The organism is Alkalihalophilus sp. As8PL, from assembly GCF_040939795.1.
Classification (GTDB): Bacteria; Bacillota; Bacilli; order Bacillales; family Bacillaceae_D; genus Alkalihalophilus; species Alkalihalophilus lindianensis.
This window is the reverse complement of the sequence record NZ_CP162551.1, coordinates 1,623,260-1,640,717: the sequence shown is the minus strand read 5'-3', so window position 1 is coordinate 1,640,717 and position 17,458 is coordinate 1,623,260. Positions and strand designations below refer to the sequence as shown.

Annotated in this window: 21 protein-coding genes; 19 read left to right on the top strand and 2 right to left on the bottom strand. The window is 38.4% G+C overall.

All coding sequences use genetic code 11. The annotated features are described in order from the left end of the window. The 4 genes from AB3N04_RS09760 to AB3N04_RS09745 all read left to right on the top strand — a co-directional run bounded on the left by AB3N04_RS09760 (position 1) and on the right by AB3N04_RS09745 (position 1,758). The gene (locus AB3N04_RS09760) at positions 1-345 is read left to right on the top strand and encodes a DUF5082 domain-containing protein (RefSeq protein ID WP_368505841.1); all 345 of its coding nucleotides are present in this window, start codon (positions 1-3) and stop codon (positions 343-345) included. A gap of 12 nt (positions 346-357) precedes the next feature. Continuing rightward, positions 358-633: a YwqI/YxiC family protein gene (locus AB3N04_RS09755; protein WP_368505840.1), complete on the top strand. Its 276-nt coding sequence runs from the start codon at positions 358-360 to the stop codon at positions 631-633. A 122-nt stretch (positions 634-755) separates the two neighbouring features. Beyond that, positions 756-1,073 carry a hypothetical protein gene (locus AB3N04_RS09750; protein ID WP_368505839.1) on the top strand — a complete coding sequence of 106 codons (318 nt, stop codon included), beginning with the start codon at positions 756-758 and terminating at the stop codon, positions 1,071-1,073. A 31-nt stretch (positions 1,074-1,104) separates the two neighbouring features. After that, positions 1,105-1,758 carry a hypothetical protein gene (locus AB3N04_RS09745; RefSeq protein ID WP_368505838.1) on the top strand — a complete coding sequence of 218 codons (654 nt, stop codon included), beginning with the start codon at positions 1,105-1,107 and terminating at the stop codon, positions 1,756-1,758. A gap of 105 nt (positions 1,759-1,863) precedes the next feature. On the opposite strand, the gene AB3N04_RS09740 is transcribed toward AB3N04_RS09745, so the two are convergent. Beyond that, the gene (locus tag AB3N04_RS09740) at positions 1,864-2,019 is read right to left on the bottom strand and encodes a hypothetical protein (protein WP_198530559.1); all 156 of its coding nucleotides are present in this window, start codon (positions 2,017-2,019) and stop codon (positions 1,864-1,866) included. Between the two features lie 276 nt (positions 2,020-2,295). Here AB3N04_RS09740 and AB3N04_RS09735 point away from each other — a divergent pair, with 276 nt between their 5' ends. From AB3N04_RS09735 to AB3N04_RS09685, 11 genes are all read left to right on the top strand, one after another. Next, positions 2,296-2,439 carry a lmo0937 family membrane protein gene (locus AB3N04_RS09735; RefSeq protein ID WP_317123751.1) on the top strand — a complete coding sequence of 48 codons (144 nt, stop codon included), beginning with the start codon at positions 2,296-2,298 and terminating at the stop codon, positions 2,437-2,439. Positions 2,440-2,540: 101 nt separating this feature from the next. Then, entirely contained in the window at positions 2,541-3,443 is a 903-nt protein-coding gene (locus tag AB3N04_RS09730; protein ID WP_368505837.1) for a sulfurtransferase, read from the top strand. A 130-nt stretch (positions 3,444-3,573) separates the two neighbouring features. After that, positions 3,574-4,020, top strand: a complete 447-nt coding sequence (locus tag AB3N04_RS09725) for a MarR family winged helix-turn-helix transcriptional regulator (RefSeq protein ID WP_368505836.1) — start codon at positions 3,574-3,576, stop codon at positions 4,018-4,020. 48 nt (positions 4,021-4,068) lie between these two features. Continuing rightward, positions 4,069-4,572 (top strand): cation:proton antiporter regulatory subunit, encoded by a 504-nt coding sequence (locus AB3N04_RS09720; protein ID WP_368505835.1) that lies wholly within the window; start codon positions 4,069-4,071, stop codon positions 4,570-4,572. 2 nt (positions 4,573-4,574) lie between these two features. Beyond that, positions 4,575-5,744 (top strand): cation:proton antiporter, encoded by a 1,170-nt coding sequence (locus AB3N04_RS09715; RefSeq protein ID WP_368505834.1) that lies wholly within the window; start codon positions 4,575-4,577, stop codon positions 5,742-5,744. Between the two features lie 50 nt (positions 5,745-5,794). Continuing rightward, positions 5,795-6,517 carry a GTP pyrophosphokinase family protein gene (locus AB3N04_RS09710; protein ID WP_368506022.1) on the top strand — a complete coding sequence of 241 codons (723 nt, stop codon included), beginning with the start codon at positions 5,795-5,797 and terminating at the stop codon, positions 6,515-6,517. A gap of 139 nt (positions 6,518-6,656) precedes the next feature. Beyond that, on the top strand, positions 6,657-7,304 hold the full coding sequence (locus tag AB3N04_RS09705; protein ID WP_368505833.1) for a futalosine hydrolase: 648 nt from the start codon (positions 6,657-6,659) through the stop codon (positions 7,302-7,304). Next, positions 7,304-8,137, top strand: a complete 834-nt coding sequence (locus AB3N04_RS09700; RefSeq protein WP_368505832.1) for a 1,4-dihydroxy-6-naphthoate synthase — start codon at positions 7,304-7,306, stop codon at positions 8,135-8,137. Before AB3N04_RS09705 ends, AB3N04_RS09700 begins: the two co-directional genes overlap by 1 nt. A 110-nt stretch (positions 8,138-8,247) precedes the next feature. Beyond that, the gene (locus AB3N04_RS09695) at positions 8,248-9,195 is read left to right on the top strand and encodes a nucleoside hydrolase (protein WP_368505831.1); all 948 of its coding nucleotides are present in this window, start codon (positions 8,248-8,250) and stop codon (positions 9,193-9,195) included. A 171-nt stretch (positions 9,196-9,366) separates the two neighbouring features. Then, on the top strand, positions 9,367-11,076 hold the full coding sequence (locus AB3N04_RS09690; RefSeq protein WP_368505830.1) for an ABC transporter ATP-binding protein: 1,710 nt from the start codon (positions 9,367-9,369) through the stop codon (positions 11,074-11,076). 125 nt (positions 11,077-11,201) lie between these two features. Further along, the gene (locus AB3N04_RS09685) at positions 11,202-11,987 is read left to right on the top strand and encodes a class I SAM-dependent methyltransferase (protein WP_368505829.1); all 786 of its coding nucleotides are present in this window, start codon (positions 11,202-11,204) and stop codon (positions 11,985-11,987) included. 27 nt (positions 11,988-12,014) lie between these two features. Here AB3N04_RS09685 and AB3N04_RS09680 read toward each other — a convergent pair whose 3' ends face one another. Beyond that, the gene (locus tag AB3N04_RS09680; RefSeq protein WP_368505828.1) at positions 12,015-12,509 is read right to left on the bottom strand and encodes an N-acetyltransferase family protein; all 495 of its coding nucleotides are present in this window, start codon (positions 12,507-12,509) and stop codon (positions 12,015-12,017) included. Positions 12,510-12,730: 221 nt separating this feature from the next. On the opposite strand from AB3N04_RS09680, the gene AB3N04_RS09675 reads away from it, so the two are divergent. From AB3N04_RS09675 to AB3N04_RS09660, 4 genes are all read left to right on the top strand, one after another. Then, on the top strand, positions 12,731-12,949 hold the full coding sequence (locus AB3N04_RS09675; RefSeq protein ID WP_368506021.1) for a hypothetical protein: 219 nt from the start codon (positions 12,731-12,733) through the stop codon (positions 12,947-12,949). A gap of 185 nt (positions 12,950-13,134) precedes the next feature. Then, positions 13,135-14,094, top strand: a complete 960-nt coding sequence (locus AB3N04_RS09670) for an AAA family ATPase (RefSeq protein ID WP_368505827.1) — start codon at positions 13,135-13,137, stop codon at positions 14,092-14,094. After that, on the top strand, positions 14,091-15,260 hold the full coding sequence (locus AB3N04_RS09665; RefSeq protein WP_368505826.1) for a DUF58 domain-containing protein: 1,170 nt from the start codon (positions 14,091-14,093) through the stop codon (positions 15,258-15,260). The genes AB3N04_RS09670 and AB3N04_RS09665 overlap by 4 nt, the downstream gene beginning before the upstream one ends. Continuing rightward, positions 15,260-17,455 (top strand): DUF3488 and DUF4129 domain-containing transglutaminase family protein, encoded by a 2,196-nt coding sequence (locus AB3N04_RS09660; protein WP_368505825.1) that lies wholly within the window; start codon positions 15,260-15,262, stop codon positions 17,453-17,455. Before AB3N04_RS09665 ends, AB3N04_RS09660 begins: the two co-directional genes overlap by 1 nt. Positions 17,456-17,458 lie beyond the last annotated feature (3 nt).

Genomic DNA, 17,458 nt, shown 5'->3' with positions numbered 1-17,458 from the left:
ATGCCATTGACGGGTTTATATTTGAGGTTGCGTCAAAAGCAAGACGAACTAGCAAGGCTTAGGGCGTGCCGAAATGAATTAACAAGTTGTAGAGAAGACTTCTACAGCAATGAACACTTATGCAAGAGTCCTAGTTTGTCTCCTGTAACATGGTCAGGGAGTTTGGCAGATCGTTTTGAAAACCTACGTGAAGGCGGCCTTGTATCAAGTTATCGGGAACTTCCAGGAAGTCAGCTCGAAACCTCTCTTCAAACTCTCTCATCAAAGATTTCACAGACCGAGCAAGAGATTATTTCACTTCAACAATCTATCATCGCCGCAAAAGCAGCAATGGTAGCACGTTAAGGAGGGACATAAATGAGCGAAATTAAAATTTTATATGCTGATGTCGAGCAAGAATTAGCAAAGTTACAAAATTCAATTCAAGCGCTTGATCCTTCGATGCCCACAGCAATTGGAGCTAATAATGTTTTAGAAGTAGTTGATCGGATGAATCAATTAAACCAACAAATGAATCAGATGGTTGAAGCATATCAGGCACTTTTATTAAAGAATGAACAAGATACGCGTCAAGCTCTAGAAACAATGAAAGAAGCAGATCAGCAAGTGAGCTCTCAAATTATGACAAAATAGAAGGGGATATTTCAAACTTAGATTCACAGTAGGAGAAGTTTAAGCGAGTGGAAACGAGTATGAAAAGCTTAATCGCTAGAGAAGATTCCCTCAAGCAATATTTGGCTAAAGGATGAAGAATAATGAAGACGCTAATAAGTACCATTAAAGATTCTATGTACGATATCAAATACTATTGGGCTGAAATGAAAAACGTCAGGGGGAAAAAGGAAAAGTCAAAATACTTTTCTTTGGTACATTTTAATGCGTTTTTCTTATTCTTGTTTAGCTTATTAATTGTTATAACGGTCACCTTTATTGTACTATCCTTATTTTATGGGTTTTATGTCCTTTTAGGATTAGTTGTGACAATTCCCTTATTGCTTATAGCCATGTTTATTAGAAACAAAGCGTATGTAAGATTTAAAGAACATTATATTGAATATCATACAGAAGATTAATAAACCCTTTAAATTGTTAACGAGGTGTTAAATGAATCTCATTTCCTTACTATTTGGTGAGCCTTATCGTGAAAGTAAACTCTTTCTCTTTTTCTATTGGTTTGTTGTCGCTTTTTATTTTGTTGGCCTTATTATGACGATCTTTTTGTTAGTGGTGACGGGTGAGTGGTTTTTTATCATACCTCTCCTTCTGTTCCCTTTATTATTTCGTTTGGTTTATAAAATCAATACGTTTATCTATCAATCTATCTTTAATGCAAAAAGTCATACACCAATAACAAAAAAGAAATGGGTTGTGATAGGGAGTGCTTTTGCGGTTTTTATGATGATGGTTCCTATCCTTCTATTTCTTTTTTCAAATAATGTTGTTACGAATGTCTCCCAAACAAATGTTAACGGTCAAGTCGAACTGTCTATTGGTTCTCTAAGAGGCCTCTATGAAGTTGAATCGTTCAATCTAGAGGGAGCTACTAATGATTTAGTCACCCTGCCTTATGTTGCCTCAGTAAAGGAAGGTTCATTTGTTTTGTTTGTAGAACGTAATGATGGAGAGACGGTTTGGAGTGAAGAAGTGTTTGCCGATCATTCAGGCGAGATGGTCATTGAACAAAAAGAAGGTACCTATCGAATTAAAATAGAGGCAGAAGAAGCGAAAGGTATCAATGTCGCTTTATCCCTTAATTAAACTCCTTTACCCAGAAAGAGCCCCTGCATGAGTGGTCTAACTCATGCAGGGGCTGTTTTTGGTATTGTATAAGAAAAGGGCAAAAACTATTTGATAAAAAGTTAATTACTGAAACATCGGAAATACGTATTGAACTAGGAACCATAAGAAACCAAAAAAGATAATGATGTATGCAAAGTATTTAATGAATGTAGAGGCTACTCTACTTGAGTCCTGCTTTTTCTCGACATGTCGTTCTTCCACATCTACATCTTTTTTCATTATAATCGCCTCCTTGTCAGCATTGTCTTTCTTATCACCTATATATCCGTAAAAGGAGGCTTTAAAACATGAGTAAGAAGGGAGCATATCACCTACCCAAATTCTTTGATTCAGTAACTAGTTAGAAGGTTTCATTTATATAGAAGTTGCTGATAGGAAGCTCAGTGCTATTTAACTTATTTGCTAGAGGGAGGTTTCATATAGCCATTTTGCGGGCATTTAATAAGCACAGGACAAACATCGTTAAAAACGGTTAAAGAAAGGTGTGAAGCAGTTATGTTATGGACGGTATTAATTGTATTATTTGTATTATGGTTACTTGGATTTTCCCTTGAAGTCGGAGGTGGATTAATCCACTTACTTTTAGTTGTCGCATTAGTCGTTTTTGTTATTCAACTCTTAACAGGCAGAAGAGCCTAAATGTAGCAAGCGTTCTAGCTTAGGACGCTTGCTTTTTTTCATGGATTTTATTTCTTGGGCCATAATAATAGCACTAAACGGTTCAAGGAGTGAGTGACGTAATGAGGACGTTTCTATTTTTAATTATCGTGTTCTTCATCCAGTCTACAAGTTTAACGATGGAAGGGAGTGCTAGTGAAGTGACGTATCCTAATCAACATTTACTTATAGGTGTGGAGGAACTAGCAGAGAGGTTGAGCGATCCAAGCTTTATGATTATCGATGCACGGAATGATGGTTATGAAAAAGGACATATCCCCGGTGCAGTTTCATTTGATACTAGAACATTAGTAGATTCTTCACATCCAGTGGAAGGATATTTAATCAGGGAGCAACCCTTTGAAGAGCTAATGATGAATCTAGGTGTGAAAAACGAAAATGAATTAGTGATTTATGATGATGGCTTAGATACAGCCGCTACTAGACTTTTCTATGCATTGGAGCTTTATGGTCATCATAACGTAAGAGTGTTAAATGGTGGATATGCAGCATGGAAAGCAGCCGAAGGGGAGCAATCCACAGCTATTCCCGTAGTAGAAACGAGTCATTTCAAAGCGAAAACTTCTCCACATATAGAAGTAGAGAAAGAGTATGTCGAATCAGCAATAGATAACCCTAATAAAATCATTTTGGATGTTCGCTCAAGAGCAGAATATAAAGGTGAGGATGTTCGTGCTAAAAGGGGTGGACATATACCAACAGCTGTAAATATAGAGTGGAAAGAAGTATTATCAGACGGGGTCCCTTTTTTCAAAATGAGCGAGGACATTGAACAGATGCTTCTTCAAGCAAGTGTTACCAAAGATAAGCAAGTCATCATCTATTGTCAAAAAGCCAACCGGGCATCTCATATGTACTTTACATTAAGACTTATGGGATTTGATCACCTAAAAATGTATGAGGGGTCTTGGCAAGAATGGGGGAATGATCCTCACACACCGATTACAAATCCGAGTGAGGAATAAACTATGAGAGCAGCACTAATTAAACTTTAGAGCTGCTTTTTTCTTTGACATAATACTTCACTAGATATATATTTAATTACATGAAATAAATAATTAACTAGATGAAATAAATGACGGGAGATGTTTATGGATGAATAAGGATGAATTGTATCAACATTATACAAGGCTAGATAAAGCATTTTATAAAACGATGAAAACAATTGGACCTAAAGTATATGAGAAATTAGAACATAACTTAACGGGTGAGCAGTTCTTTGTATTAAATACGCTTGATCAACTTGGGAGGATTACATCCTCTCATTTAGCAGAAGAGCTTCAAGTTAAACCAAGCGCAATTACAGCTATGATTGATCGTTTATCCAAAAATGATTTCGTGATAAGAGAACGTGATGAACAGGATCGCAGAGTGGTTTATCTACGTATTTCAGACTCCGGTAAGCTGGCCTTGAAAACGTCAAAGGACAAACGAAATACGATTATGGAAAAGTATGTTTCTCAGTTGACTGATCAAGAAATTGAGCAGCTCACTACCATTTTAGAAAAATTAACAACGATCATAGTCGATACGGAAAATTAGTCTACATGTTAAACGAAATTAAATTTATACTCAAAAAGGAGAGCAACAATGAAGATTACAAGTGGAGACCTACCAGGTGTAGGGAAAAAGATATCATTTGTCACAAGTGAAGGTTCGATGATTGTATTAGTTATTCACCATACAGGTAAAAGGGAGTTGTATTTCTTTAATGATGAAGATGATGATGAGGTAAGCTTCTCCCTTACTTTATCTTCCGAAGAAACAAAACAAATGGGAGCACAGTTACTAGGGGCGGTGTTCAACCCAGCTGATACAGAAAAAATTGATCGAATAAAGTTGGTCAGAAAGCAAGTTGTCGTGGAGTGGCTTGATATTACGCAAAGTTCACCAATCATCCGTAAAAATATGGCTCAAATAGATAAAATGAAACCGAAGGGGATCTCCATTGTTGGTGTATTTAAGAATGAAGAAATGCTAGTAGATCCAGAACCGACTCTTATCTTAGAAAAAGGGGATACGCTCATGATAGTAGGAAAGCGCGATGCGGTTCAAAAGTTTGAAGAGATTTGTTCGTGTAAGGAGAATCAGTAATAATGGTGATTCCTGAACTACTTTCTGCGGGTGTTATTCTTTTACTTTTGTTTATTACTGGATTTATTGGGATGAAGATAAAGATTCCAGATGTTGTTATCTTTATATTACTTGGAATCGTTGTAGGTGGAATGCTCACTGGGTCTCATCTTCTCCATTTTAGTGGCGAGGTTGGGATCGTCTTATTATTTTTTATGTTAGGAATGGAGTTTCCGATAAAGCAACTTTTATCCATAGCAAAGAGGGTTTTAAGAGCAGGAATATTAGATGTAGTTTTAAGTTTTGGTGTGACGACCGCTATTTGTTTAGTTATGGGGCTTGATCTCCTTGCTTCACTCATTATTGGTGGGGTAGCTTATGCAACAAGTTCCTCAATTACAGCAAAAATGCTTGAGAGCTCTAAGCGGATGGCGAATCCTGAATCAGAATTTATGTTAGGGTTATTAATATTTGAGGATTTAGTTGCTCCTATTTTAGTTGCAGTTCTTGTCGGTTTAACTGCTGGAATGGCACTAACTGCAGGGTCTATGTCAGTGTTAGTTATCAAAGTAGTAGCTTTAGTAGCTGGTGCTATAATCCTTGGCACTTTTCTCTTTAAGAAGCTTGGTCCTTTCTTCGATCGTCATATGAAAAATGATCTATTTATTTTGTTTGTCATTGGTCTTGCGTTGACGTACGGTGGTCTTGCTTTGTATTTAGACCTATCAGAAGTATTAGGGGCGTTCCTGGCTGGAATCATGCTTGCAGAGGTGAAACGAACGCATGAATTGGAATTAATGGTCGTGCGATTTAGAGATTTGTTAATGCCGTTATTTTTCCTGTACTTTGGTACAACGATTAGTTTCAGTGAAGGGGTACCGATGGTTACTTTGCTTATATTAGTGTTGCTGTGGTCAATAGTAGCTAAAATTATTGTTGGGTTCTTTGGGGGTAAGTGGTATGGGCTATCGAAGAAAATGTCACTGCGGGCTGGCCTTTCTTTAACTCAACGAGGTGAGTTTTCCATTATTATAGCAAGCTTGGCGGTCGGATCTATAAAAGCATTTAGTAGTGTCTTTATACTCACATCAGCTATGATGGGGATTTTGCTCTTTCAAAAAGCGCCTGCTATTGTAAACAAAGTATATGGTAAAAAGGCTAAAACTGCTGTGAAACAAATGGGGTCATTATAAACCATCTATCACTTTATGAGGAGTAGATTAAATTGACTCAACAAACGAGCATGAATGTGGAGCAATTAAAAGCTGTTAAACAAGAGCTTACAAGATTTATGATGATGTATAAATTTGCTTTAGATGAAATGAATACAAAGATTAATATTTTACAAGAGGAATTTAAGTATATTCATTCTTATAATCCTATTGAGCATACAAAATCTCGAATTAAAACACCACAGAGTATTTTTAAAAAGGTTCAAAAGAAACAACTGCCAATTTCTTTAGACAGTATTAAAGAAAACATACATGATATTGCAGGAATCCGTATTAGCTGTTCATTCATATCAGACATCTATAAGATTAGTGATATGCTCCAGCAACAAAAAGATATTACAGTAATTGAATGTAAGGATTATATTAAGAATGCAAAACCTAATGGGTACCAGAGTTTGCACCTCATTCTAGAAATTCCAGTTTTTATGTCTGACCGAGAAGAAAATGTGAAAGTAGAAATTCAAATACGAACTGTGGCGATGGATTTCTGGGCAAGTTTAGAGCATAAGATCTACTATAAGTATAAAAAAACAGTGCCAGAACATTTGCTTAAGGAATTAAAAGAAGCAGCTTATACAGCTGCTGAACTCGACAGAAAAATGGAAAGGATTCACAAGGAAGTTGATCAATTTAAAAAGGAAGATCATAAAGATCAGCAGACATTCATTTTTGATAGTCAAACACTCCAGTTGCCGCATTTATTAATGAAAGCTATTTCTGAGTCGAATGGATAATGAAGGGAAAACGTCTATGTTTTAGGCGTTTTTTCTTTAGTGTTACTATTAACTATAAAACACACTGCTAGCCAATTTGAAAATTAATCATTAGACTGGATGTAATAAGGTTTATATAGGGCGAGGGGGAGTAAGGAAAATGGTTAATCAGGTATTAATCGTGGTTTCAGTAGAAGCTGAAAAAGAAGCGGTATTGCGAGGAATTGGCAAGAATAACGAAATGTTCAATGTTGTAGTGGCTGGTGTCGGAGTAGCTGCGGCTGCCGCTACAACAGCAATCACTCTATCAAGTCAGCCTCATCGATTAGTCATTAATGCCGGTATAGCTGGCGGATTTATTGGACGTGCAGATGTGGGTTCATTAGTAGTAGCTAATGAGATTATCTGTGCCGATCTTGGTACAGAAACGAATGAGGGCTTTTTACCCTTAGATCAGATTGGCCTAGGGGCCACCGCAGTAAAAGTAGATGAAGTGGTAAAAAATAAAATCATCACAGCTTTTAAACAAGCGAACCGAAAAGTAGTTGCAGGTCAGATTCTAACTCTCTCTAAAGTAACCGGCACGAAAGAAACAACGGACCAATTAATGAATAGGTTTCCTGATGCTGTAGCAGAGGGCATGGAGGGATTTGGTGTTGCAACGGCAGCCTTAAAATGTGGGATTCCGGTTCTTGAGATAAGATCTATTTCTAATACAATCGGACCAAGAGACCGTGAATCATGGAAAATAAAAGAAGCATTAATTGAATTAGAAGAAGCAAGTAAAATAATTTCGGAGGTTTTATAATGGAAATTGCATTTTCTCCTTGCCCGAACGATACGTTTGTTTTTCATGCCGCTGTACATGGTTTAATTCCAACTGTTCCAAAGCTGGACGTTACCTATGCTGATATTGATAAGACGAACTATTGGGCAGCGGAGGGTAAGGGACCAGCGATTCAGAAAATATCTTATGCAGCTTTGCCGTATGTGTTGGAGGAATATGCTCTTATACCATGTGGGGGAGCTCTAGGTCGGGGATGTGGCCCGCTCTTACTGACCAAAAGTAAAGATCAGTCGCCTTCTCATTTGACGGGGAAAAGAGTTGCGGTTCCTAGCGAACGTTCAACTGCCTATTTACTGTTTAGACTATGGGCAGCCGACATGGTTCCTGGAGGTGTGGGAGAGATTGTTGTGATGCCTTTTCACGAGATTATGCCTGCAGTTCGTGACGGGAAAATTGATGCCGGTCTGGTCATCCATGAAGCAAGATTTACTTATCAAGAATTTCATTTGAATATGTTAGTCGACCTTGGAAACTGGTGGGAAGAAGATACACAATTACCGATCCCACTTGGTGCCATCATCGCTCATCGTTCACTAAATAAGGAAGAAATCACAAGTTGGATAAGAGCCTCGGTAGAATATGCTTGGGCAAATCCAGAAGCTTCAGTCGATTATGTGATGCAACACGCTCAAGAACTTTCTCAAGAGGTCGCAAGATCCCATATTGATCTGTATGTTAACTCATTTACTGCTGATCTTGGGGAAGATGGAATGGCAGCTGTCGCTAGTTTACTTGGACGAGCTGGGGCGGAGGGACTTGTGCCGGAATTTGATTTAAGTTTATTACGAAAATGACTATGAAGAGAACACGCCATTAGGCTTGTTCTCTTTTTGCAGTAGAGCGATCCATCTTTTCTCGGACTGAAAAGCCTCCAAGTGTATATATATGTAGAAGAGGTGATCACATGGAGAAAGCACTTTTATTTTGTGACCCAGGTATCGATGATTCAGTTGCGATTATGTTTGCTTTGTTACATTCTAATATTGATGTAGTAGGGATTGTTTCGAGTTATGGAAATGTTGATAAAGAACAGGCTACAAATAATGCAGCTTATTTACTTGGATTAGCAGGTAGAACGGATATTCCTTTAATAGGTGCTGCTGCATTTCCTTTATCCGGGGAACCTGCTGTGTATTATCCTGAAATTCATGGAGAAGAAGGGTTGGGACCGATCAGACCCCCTGATACCATTAGTGGAACGCTAGAGAACTTTTCACGTGTGTTCACGATTATTGATGAGTATGAAGGAGAGCTTGTTATTGTAGACGTTGGCAGGCAAACTTCTTTAGCCTCTGCTTTTATTTTAGGTGAGGACGTGATGGATAAAATAAAAGCTTATTATGTAATGGGCGGAGCCTTTCTTGTGCCTGGAAATGTAACTCCTCTTGCTGAAGCGAATTTCTACGGGGATCCAATTGCTGCTAATGTTGTATCGACCCGTGCAGAGAATTTAACGATTGTTCCATTAAATGTGACCAACTATGCGGTGTTAACAGAGGATATTATCTCGTCGATTACAGATCAAGAATACAATGCTTTTACACCATTAATACGACCAATTTTTGATTATTATGCGGATGCTTACGCGGAACTAGTACCAGGAATAGACGGGGCTCCATTTCATGATGTGGTCACACTCGTAGCTCTTACAAATCCTGAGTTATTTGATTTTGTTCAGCGAGAGGTGACCGTTGTAGATGATGAGAGTGTAAAGGGCTTAAGCGTAGCGGACTTCAGACCTCTTTCTGCAGAGGAGGAAGAAGAGACGCAACAAGGAGCAAAAATAGCGATGGATTTTAGATATGAGGAGTATATTGATATATTTGTTGAAACGATGAAAATGCAACTATAGCATGGTTCAGCATTAGGTATAACCTAATGCTTTTTCGTTTCGGCTATTGCAACATTTCTTTAACTCAATTATAATTGATTATCATTATCAATTAGGCGCAAAAACAGATTTTTAGGAACGAACCCTCATGTTCCTCTAGTTTGTTTTTAGTGTAGGGGGCTGTGAATAAAGGTGTTGAAACGATTTTTTTCTTATTACAAGCCATACAAATGGTTATTTATATTAGATTTTTCCTGTGCCGTTCTTGTAGGCTTGCTAGAACTTGCATTTCCTTTGGCGGTAAACCAGGTTATAGATCGTTTGCTTCCTGAAGGAAATTGGACAATTATTTTATGGGCATGTGTAGGTCTATTAGCAATCTATTTATTAAATACAGGTCTGCATTTTGTTGTTACCTATTGGGGACATATGCTTGGAATTAATATTGAAACAGATATGCGAGGAAAGCTTTTTGAACATATGCAAAAGCTATCGTTCGGGTACTATGACAACAATAAGACTGGCCATTCCATTTCAAGATTAACAAAGGATCTTGAAGAGATTGGGGAAGTCGCTCATCATGGTCCTGAAGATATTTTTGTGGCACTCATGACTTTAACGGGTGCGTTTATCATTATGCTCACGATAAATTGGAAACTGGCTATTCTTTCTTTTCTAGTTATACCTTTACTTATGGTTTTAGCTATACATTTCAACAAAAAAATGATTCATACCTTCCGCAGAATGTTTAATGATGTAGCAGACATTAATGCTCGAGTTGAAGATAGTATCGGTGGAATACGGGTGGTACAAGCGTTTGCTAATGAAAAATTTGAACAACGTCAATTTGCTGAAAATAATGCTAACTATCGTAAAACAAAATTATCTTCTTACAAGATTATGGCGCAAAATATTACAGCTAACTATGTGCTTATGCGATTAGTAACATTATTTACCCTCGCATTTGGAACATGGTTTGTTATAAATGGAAGTCTTACATACGGGGAATTCGTAGCCTTCATTTTATTATCGAATGTTTTAATTGGACCAATTCAGAAAATAAATGCTGTTATAGAAAGTTATCCAAAAGGGATTGCTGGGTTTAAGAGGTACGTTGAAATATTAGACACCGAACCAGATATTTCTGATGCTCCAAATGCAATGCATTATAGTCTCAAAGGTGATATTGAGTACAAAGGTGTTTCTTTTGGGTATGAAGGAATGGAAAGGGTGCTGAATCAGATAGACTTATCCATTCGTTCGGGAGAAACAGTTGCTTTTGTTGGACCATCAGGTGCTGGAAAAACAACTCTTTGCAGTTTACTTCCACGTTTTTATGAGCTAGATAAAGGAAGTATATGCATTGATGGGATTGATACAAAAGAGATAACGCTAGAATCATTGCGCAGTCAAATTGGTATTGTGCAACAAGATGTTTTTTTATTCTCTGGCTCTATCCGTGAAAATATATCTTATGGAAAATTAAATGCAACGGATGAGGAAATCCTAAATGCAGCCAAAAAAGCCCAGCTTGATGAATTTGTACGAACGCAACCTAGTGGATTAGATACAATCATTGGTGAGCGAGGGGTTAAACTATCAGGTGGACAAAAGCAAAGACTAGCTATAGCCCGGATGTTTTTAAAGAACCCCCCTATTTTAATTCTAGATGAAGCCACATCTGCTCTTGATACAGAAACTGAAAGAGCAATTCAAGCTTCATTAGCGGAACTCTCAAAAGGTAGAACTACGCTAGTAATAGCCCATCGACTTGCTACGATAAAAAATGCTGATCGAATCCTAGTAGTAACCAAAGACGGAATTGCAGAACAAGGGCGACATCAAGACCTGATTGAGTCTAATGGTATTTACAGTCGCCTACACTATGCACAATTTGGGTAATTTCCTTTTAGTAGCCCCTGCTATTTCAATTGAAATAGCAGGGGCTTTAACTGTATTAAGAGGAAATAAGAGCTTTTTGGTGAATGATTTGTAATAGGACAAATAGAAGGAAAGGGAGCGATAATATGAATGAAGAAAAAGAAAAAGTAATGAAGCAATTTGGGGCAAATGCTTCTAAGTATGTCTCAAGTAAATCCCATGCTAAGGGGGAGGATTTAGCAATACTAGTAGATTGGATTAAACCAGATAAAGAGTGGAGTGTGTTAGATATTGCTACTGGGGGAGGACATGTAGCTAAAGCGCTTGCTCTTCATGTAAACGAAGTGTTTGCAACCGATTTAACAAAAGCAATGCTTGAGAACACTTCGACACATCTGAAAAAGTCTTTTGAAAATATAAAATTTGTTATTGCCGATGCAGAAAAATTACCTTTTCTTGACAGGACATTTGATGTGGTCACTTGTCGTATTGCTCCTCACCACTTTCCGACGCCTAAAGATTTTATTTCTGAAGCTGCTCGAGTATTAAAGCCTGGTGGACTATTTCTTATGATTGATAATGTTGTTCCAGAAGACCGAGAGTTAGCAACGTTTATGAATACATTTGAAAAAATGAGGGATGAGAGCCATGTTGCATGCTTACCTGTATCCAGATGGGAGTCCTACTTAAAGGGAGAGGAAATGGAAGAGGTACGCAGTCTCAAAAAAAAGAAAACGTACCGATTTCCTGGTTGGGTGGAGAGAACAACTACGAGTTCTGCTCAAGTTAACGGAGTTCATCAGTATATCCTTCAAGCATCTAAAAGAGTTCACGATTACTTTCAAGTAGAAATCCAGTCTGAGAAAGTAGCGTCCGTCACCGTTGATGAGTGGATGATATTATACAAAAAGTCGATGGGAAGGACGGAGTGAAAAAGTTAATTAAACGTTTGTTTAACATTAGATCAGCTTATATAAATAGTATTCATTGACGGGTTTACCCTCGATCATGAGAGAGTGAACCTTTTCACCTTCAAGTGTGAACCCCATTTTTCGGTAAAGATCAAAAGCAGGTTTGTTGTGCTTTATAACGGTTAGTTCTAATCTGCTGATCCCGTAGTTTGGTGCCCATTTGAATAAAGAGTCAAATAAGGATGTGGCAATGCCGTTCCCGCGGTACTCTTCATCTACACCAATTGTAATGTATGCTCGATGTTTGATTCGTTTAACTGTTCCTCCTTGAACGGTTAAATAACCTACTAATAGTCCGTCCATTTCAGCGACGAAAAGCATAGCATTCTCTTGAGTGGAGAGATGATTAATCATTGACTTAATCGGTTCGATACTCTCTTTGCGTTCACCAGGTTCAAATAACATCATTTTTGATTGATCGAGCTTCTTCATTAGGTTGAGTAATAACGTAGCATCTTGTTCACCTGCGGGTCTAATTTTCATGATCTCGCCTCCCTACCCTTATCATACTTCGTTTTCATTCTCATAAAAACCACTTTTTTCCTATTAATCCTCGTCACTTACCCAGGTATTACTGCATATCGTAAAGTGATACCACTTCTAAATTAGGTAGGAGCCTCTGAAATCTAAAAGGCTCAAAGCTATTGAAGAATAGGGAGGAAACAAGTGTGAATCCAAACCAATTTCAAGATATAAGAAGACCGATGGGTGGACGCCCAGGATGGGGAGGCAGACCAGGATGGGGTGGACGTCCTGGATGGGGCGGTAGACCAGGATGGGGTGGCCAAGGTTATGGTGGCGGCGCTTTTGTTGGTGGGGTACTAGGTGGTCTACTAGGAAGTGCCTTGTATCAACCGTATGGCTATGCGCCTTATTTTTATCCACCATATTACTCATATTATCCTTACTCGTACTATTATTAATGCTTTTTGGAGGAAGAGCTTTACTAGAGCTCTTTCTTTTTTATGCCGTTTAAATTGGTTTATAAAACGGGTCAATTTGGTAAAGCAAATGTAACGTACTTTTAGACCTATAAATGATATGATGGAAACGTGAAAAAGAAACTGAAGATAGAATAGAGAGAAAATGAACGAATGGAGGAAGTTGCATGCAAGAAATAGTCGATAAAATAGATGGAATGATCGCTAATATAGAACGTGTAGTTGTAGGTAAACGAAAAGAGATTGAACTGAGTCTAGTTGCCTTATTTGCCGGGGGCCATGTATTACTAGAGGACGTACCAGGAGTAGGTAAGACTGTGATGGTTAAAGCTATTGCCAGGTCATTAGGAGCAGATTTTAAACGAATTCAATTCACGCCAGATCTTCTTCCGTCTGACGTTACAGGTGTATCTATTTATAATCAGCAAACGCAAGCTTTCGAATTTAGACCAGGCCCGATTATGGCAAATGTAGTGCTAGCAGATGAAATTAACCGTACATCCCCTAAAACACAGGCAGCTCTACTTGAATCGCTAGAAGAAGGAAGTGTGACAGTAGACGGCGATACCCTCCAATTACCAATGCCTTTCTTTGTGATGGCTACCCAAAACCCAGTAGAATATGCGGGCACCTATCCACTTCCAGAAGCTCAACTTGATCGCTTTTTACTGAAAATTCAATTAGGGTATCCGAGTGTAGAAGAAGAACTTGAAGTATTAAGGCGTGTTGAGTATGGCCATCCTGTAGATGGAATTCAATCCGTTATGTCGATCGAAGAGGTGTTAGATATCCAAAAGAAAGTTGCTACGATCATGGTTGATGATCAAGTAAAAGGGTATATTATTAATCTCGTTCAAGCTACTAGAAAACATGGTGCTGTAGAACTTGGAGTTAGCCCTCGTGGATCAATTTCTTTAATGAAAGCTACACAAGCGTATGCTCTTTTGAAAGGAAGAGACTACGTGATTCCGGATGATGTTAAACATCTAGCAAAGTGGGCGATGTCACATCGAATCATTTTAAGCCCAGAAGCAAAAATGTCTAATATGGACGTTAGGTCAATTATAAAAGAAGTCCTAAGTCAAGTGCGTGTGCCGGTAATGGGTGATAAGGTGGCAACATTGTGATAGGACAAGCAGTAAAGCTGATAGGAACCGCATTAAAATTTCTAATCCTTGTTGTAGTCGTGGCGGGTACGTATGCTTATGCGATGTTTCAAGGGGGATTTGTTAGCTGGTTCCTATTTTATAGTGTGTTAACTATTATCGCTCTCACCTTAGTAGTGGCTATGTTTACCTTAAGAGGATATAAAGTCGAGAGGAAACTTTCGGCAACCACGCTTCAATCTGGAGAATCGATTGAAGTAGAAGTCATAGTACACAAGAAACGTTATCAGCCTTTTTTTTATGTGAGGGTGTATGACGTGGTTCCAAGAAGCATTGGCACATCGTCGCATCAACGAGCACTTTTTTTCTTTTCTTTTACAAATAAGCTTCGGTTTAAATACAAGATTAATCAATTGAGAAGAGGAGAACATCAGCTATCTACTACGCAGTTTTCATTTGGTGACTTATTTGGAATTTTTGAAAAGAAATACAAAGTAGATTCTAATTCTACATTTCTTGTTTATCCAAGATTTAAGTTGCTAGATAAGTTGCCTGGTCTTCTTACTAGTCAAATTGAAGAAGGGATAAGACCTGATCAAGCAATAGATGAAGAACGGTCCCTTGCTGGGGTGCGTAGTTATGCTCCTGGTGACCGGTTAACGAGTATTAACTGGAAACAGTCCGCTAGAACAGCAAAATTAATGACTAAAGAGTTTGAGACGTTTCGTAATGACGGAGCAGTTATTTTGTTTGATCCCTATGTCAATCAAGCATCTAGCAGAACCTTTGAACAGTCTATAGAATTAGCGGCTTCCCTGATTGCTACAGCAGTAAAAAGAAACCCTCAAGTAACATTCTCGATTCGAACATCTAGTTGGCAAGCTTATGACGTTTCTAATGCCACTCTCGCCCAAGCCTTGCGCTTACTTTCCAAGGTGCAGCCTGATAGTGCGACGATACCAAGTGTTCATAAAATGTATCGGGATTGGCGCGGAAAGACGGCTTACGTCGTTTGTTCTGAACTTAATGCTGATGTAGTCGGGGCAATGAGAATGATGAAGGAACAAAAGGTATTACCTCATGTCGTCCTTCCAGATGATGTAGTTGATGATCAGATTATGATTCAACAGTTGAAGCAAAAAGGTGTTCAAACTCATATTCTCCGAATGAGTGGTGATCTTGGGTAATGAAATTAATTATGAAAAAGAAACAAATCGATTTGAGCCGTGATCTCTTTTTATATGGACTAAGTTTTGTTTTATTACTTGAATGGCTCTGGCCTTTACCGCACATTACAAATACTGGGTTTATCAACATCTTTGTTTTAGTAACGGCCCTTTATTTCATTTTGACATTTTTGCAACTTCCCGTTTATGTTTCTTTACCGATTAAGGCACTCGTTACGGTTTATGGCTTATTTCTAGTCTTTTTTGAAGGTCCATTGTTTACAACAGAATGGTTGGAGCTACTTATAGCTGATTTTTGGCTGAACCTTGGTTACATGTTCTCTGGTCAGTGGTATGCACTGACTGATCTATTTCGTAGCCTTCTCTTTTTTATCTTACTTGCCATTATGAGCTATCTCCTTTTCTACTGGACGGTGTATGCGAGAAGAGTTTTATTCTTCCTTGTTTTCACCGTTATTTATGTCACCATTATTGATACATTTACCTTATATGATGCTACCTATGCAATTGTAAGGACCTTTGTTATTGGCTTTTTACTGATGGGACTTGTGGCGGTTTATCGAATCACGGAAAAAGAAGAGTTCAATTATGTTCCCTCCTTTCTTCCAGTTAAGATTGGTCTAGTACTTATCGTATTAATCGCATCAGCTAGTACGCTTGGTCTTCTTTCGCCAAAACCAGAACCACAGTGGGATGACCCTATTCCATATGTTCGTGCTGCGGTGGGATTAGAGGATTCCTCTGAAGAGGGAGGAGAAGGAGAACAGCGAATTGGCTATGGTGATAACGATGAACAGCTTGGTGGAGGGTTTGTAGATGATAATACTCCACTCTTTTATGCCGCTGTGCAAGAAGGTCATTATTGGAGAGGGGAAACAAAAGACTTTTATACAGGTAGAGGTTGGGAAACAACGACTCCTACAGAATCTGCATCAGAGCCATCTTTAGAACAATTGCAATCTGATGGAGCCACCTTTTTTAGAAGAGAAACAGAAGTTATTTTTGCCGGTGAAACAAGTAGAAGGTATCCCCATCTGTTCTATGGAGGTACGTTGCTCAACTATTCTACAGTAGAGAATGCCGATCTATTAAAAGACCAATATACTGAACGAGTTGATACGTCTCGTAACGGAACGCCGGTCGAATTAGATAATTATCGTATCGAATATGCATATCCAGAGTATGATATTGCAGGACTAAGAGAAGCGAGCGGCAGCGAGAGTGAGGATCTTGATTATTACTATACTCAGCTTCCAGAAGAGCTTCCAGATCGAGTACGAGAGTTAGCCCTAGAGTTAACAGAAGAAGAAGAAACTAGATATGACCAGGCGAAGGCAATTGAACAATATTTCCAAAGTCCAGAGTTTACGTATGAAACAGAGGATGTTCCCGTGCCAGAAGAAGGAGAAGATTATGTTGATCAATTTCTCTTTGAAACACAAAGAGGGTATTGTGATAATTTTTCAACCTCAATGGTTGTCTTGCTTCGTTCGCTCGACATTCCAGCCAGATGGGTAAAAGGATTTACTCAAGGTGAGGAAGTTGAAGCTCTTGATGATGGCCTTGAAGTATATGAAGTAACAAATGGAAATGCACATTCATGGGTAGAAGTTCATTTCCCAGGAGTGGGTTGGGTGCCATTTGAACCAACAAGAGGTTTTGATTCTACCTATGATTTCCTTGAAGCAGAAGATGAGGGAAATGATGAACTAGAATTACCTGATACAGATCAAGAAGAAGATCAAGAGGTCGAAGATGTTTTTGCTGATTTAGAAGGTGCAGAGGAATCTCCTGCTAATAATTCTAATCAAACAAATGGAGCAAAGCTGTCGGGCAGTACATTAGTTACAATCATATTCACATTGCTTTTCGCTAGTCTTGTGGGGGTGTTCCGTAAAAAAATAGCACGTTTGTTCATCTTACTTCAATTTAAATACAAAGCGAATCAAGATGGAGTGTTTCAAAAAGCCTATCATAGGTTGTTGTGGCTGCTTGGATACATTGGATATAAACGCCAAAGTGGAGAAACACTAAGAGAGTATGCGATTCGGATTGATCAATCTCTAGGAAGTAATGACATGGTGAGTTTAACAGAGGAATATGAGCGTATCTACTATGGTCAGAAAGAAAGTAGCGAAAGTTGGGAACATTTCAAAAACAATTGGATTCGTATACTTGGACAAATCAATTCTTGACCG

Bases quoted from the DNA above. Each gene is read 5' to 3' on its own strand.
- AB3N04_RS09760 (WP_368505841.1), top strand. From the start codon at position 1: ATGCCATTGACGGGTTTATATTTGAGGTTGCGTCAAAAGCAAGACGAA.
- AB3N04_RS09755 (WP_368505840.1), top strand. From the start codon at position 358: ATGAGCGAAATTAAAATTTTATATGCTGATGTCGAGCAAGAATTAGCA.
- AB3N04_RS09750 (WP_368505839.1), top strand. From the start codon at position 756: ATGAAGACGCTAATAAGTACCATTAAAGATTCTATGTACGATATCAAA.
- AB3N04_RS09745 (WP_368505838.1), top strand. From the start codon at position 1,105: ATGAATCTCATTTCCTTACTATTTGGTGAGCCTTATCGTGAAAGTAAA.
- AB3N04_RS09740 (WP_198530559.1), bottom strand. From the start codon at position 2,019: ATGAAAAAAGATGTAGATGTGGAAGAACGACATGTCGAGAAAAAGCAG.
- AB3N04_RS09735 (WP_317123751.1), top strand. From the start codon at position 2,296: ATGTTATGGACGGTATTAATTGTATTATTTGTATTATGGTTACTTGGA.
- AB3N04_RS09730 (WP_368505837.1), top strand. From the start codon at position 2,541: ATGAGGACGTTTCTATTTTTAATTATCGTGTTCTTCATCCAGTCTACA.
- AB3N04_RS09725 (WP_368505836.1), top strand. From the start codon at position 3,574: ATGAATAAGGATGAATTGTATCAACATTATACAAGGCTAGATAAAGCA.
- AB3N04_RS09720 (WP_368505835.1), top strand. From the start codon at position 4,069: ATGAAGATTACAAGTGGAGACCTACCAGGTGTAGGGAAAAAGATATCA.
- AB3N04_RS09715 (WP_368505834.1), top strand. From the start codon at position 4,575: ATGGTGATTCCTGAACTACTTTCTGCGGGTGTTATTCTTTTACTTTTG.
- AB3N04_RS09710 (WP_368506022.1), top strand. From the start codon at position 5,795: ATGAATGTGGAGCAATTAAAAGCTGTTAAACAAGAGCTTACAAGATTT.
- AB3N04_RS09705 (WP_368505833.1), top strand. From the start codon at position 6,657: ATGGTTAATCAGGTATTAATCGTGGTTTCAGTAGAAGCTGAAAAAGAA.
- AB3N04_RS09700 (WP_368505832.1), top strand. From the start codon at position 7,304: ATGGAAATTGCATTTTCTCCTTGCCCGAACGATACGTTTGTTTTTCAT.
- AB3N04_RS09695 (WP_368505831.1), top strand. From the start codon at position 8,248: ATGGAGAAAGCACTTTTATTTTGTGACCCAGGTATCGATGATTCAGTT.
- AB3N04_RS09685 (WP_368505829.1), top strand. From the start codon at position 11,202: ATGAATGAAGAAAAAGAAAAAGTAATGAAGCAATTTGGGGCAAATGCT.
- AB3N04_RS09680 (WP_368505828.1), bottom strand. From the start codon at position 12,509: ATGAAAATTAGACCCGCAGGTGAACAAGATGCTACGTTATTACTCAAC.
- AB3N04_RS09675 (WP_368506021.1), top strand. From the start codon at position 12,731: ATGGGTGGACGCCCAGGATGGGGAGGCAGACCAGGATGGGGTGGACGT.
- AB3N04_RS09670 (WP_368505827.1), top strand. From the start codon at position 13,135: ATGCAAGAAATAGTCGATAAAATAGATGGAATGATCGCTAATATAGAA.
- AB3N04_RS09660 (WP_368505825.1), top strand. From the start codon at position 15,260: ATGAAATTAATTATGAAAAAGAAACAAATCGATTTGAGCCGTGATCTC.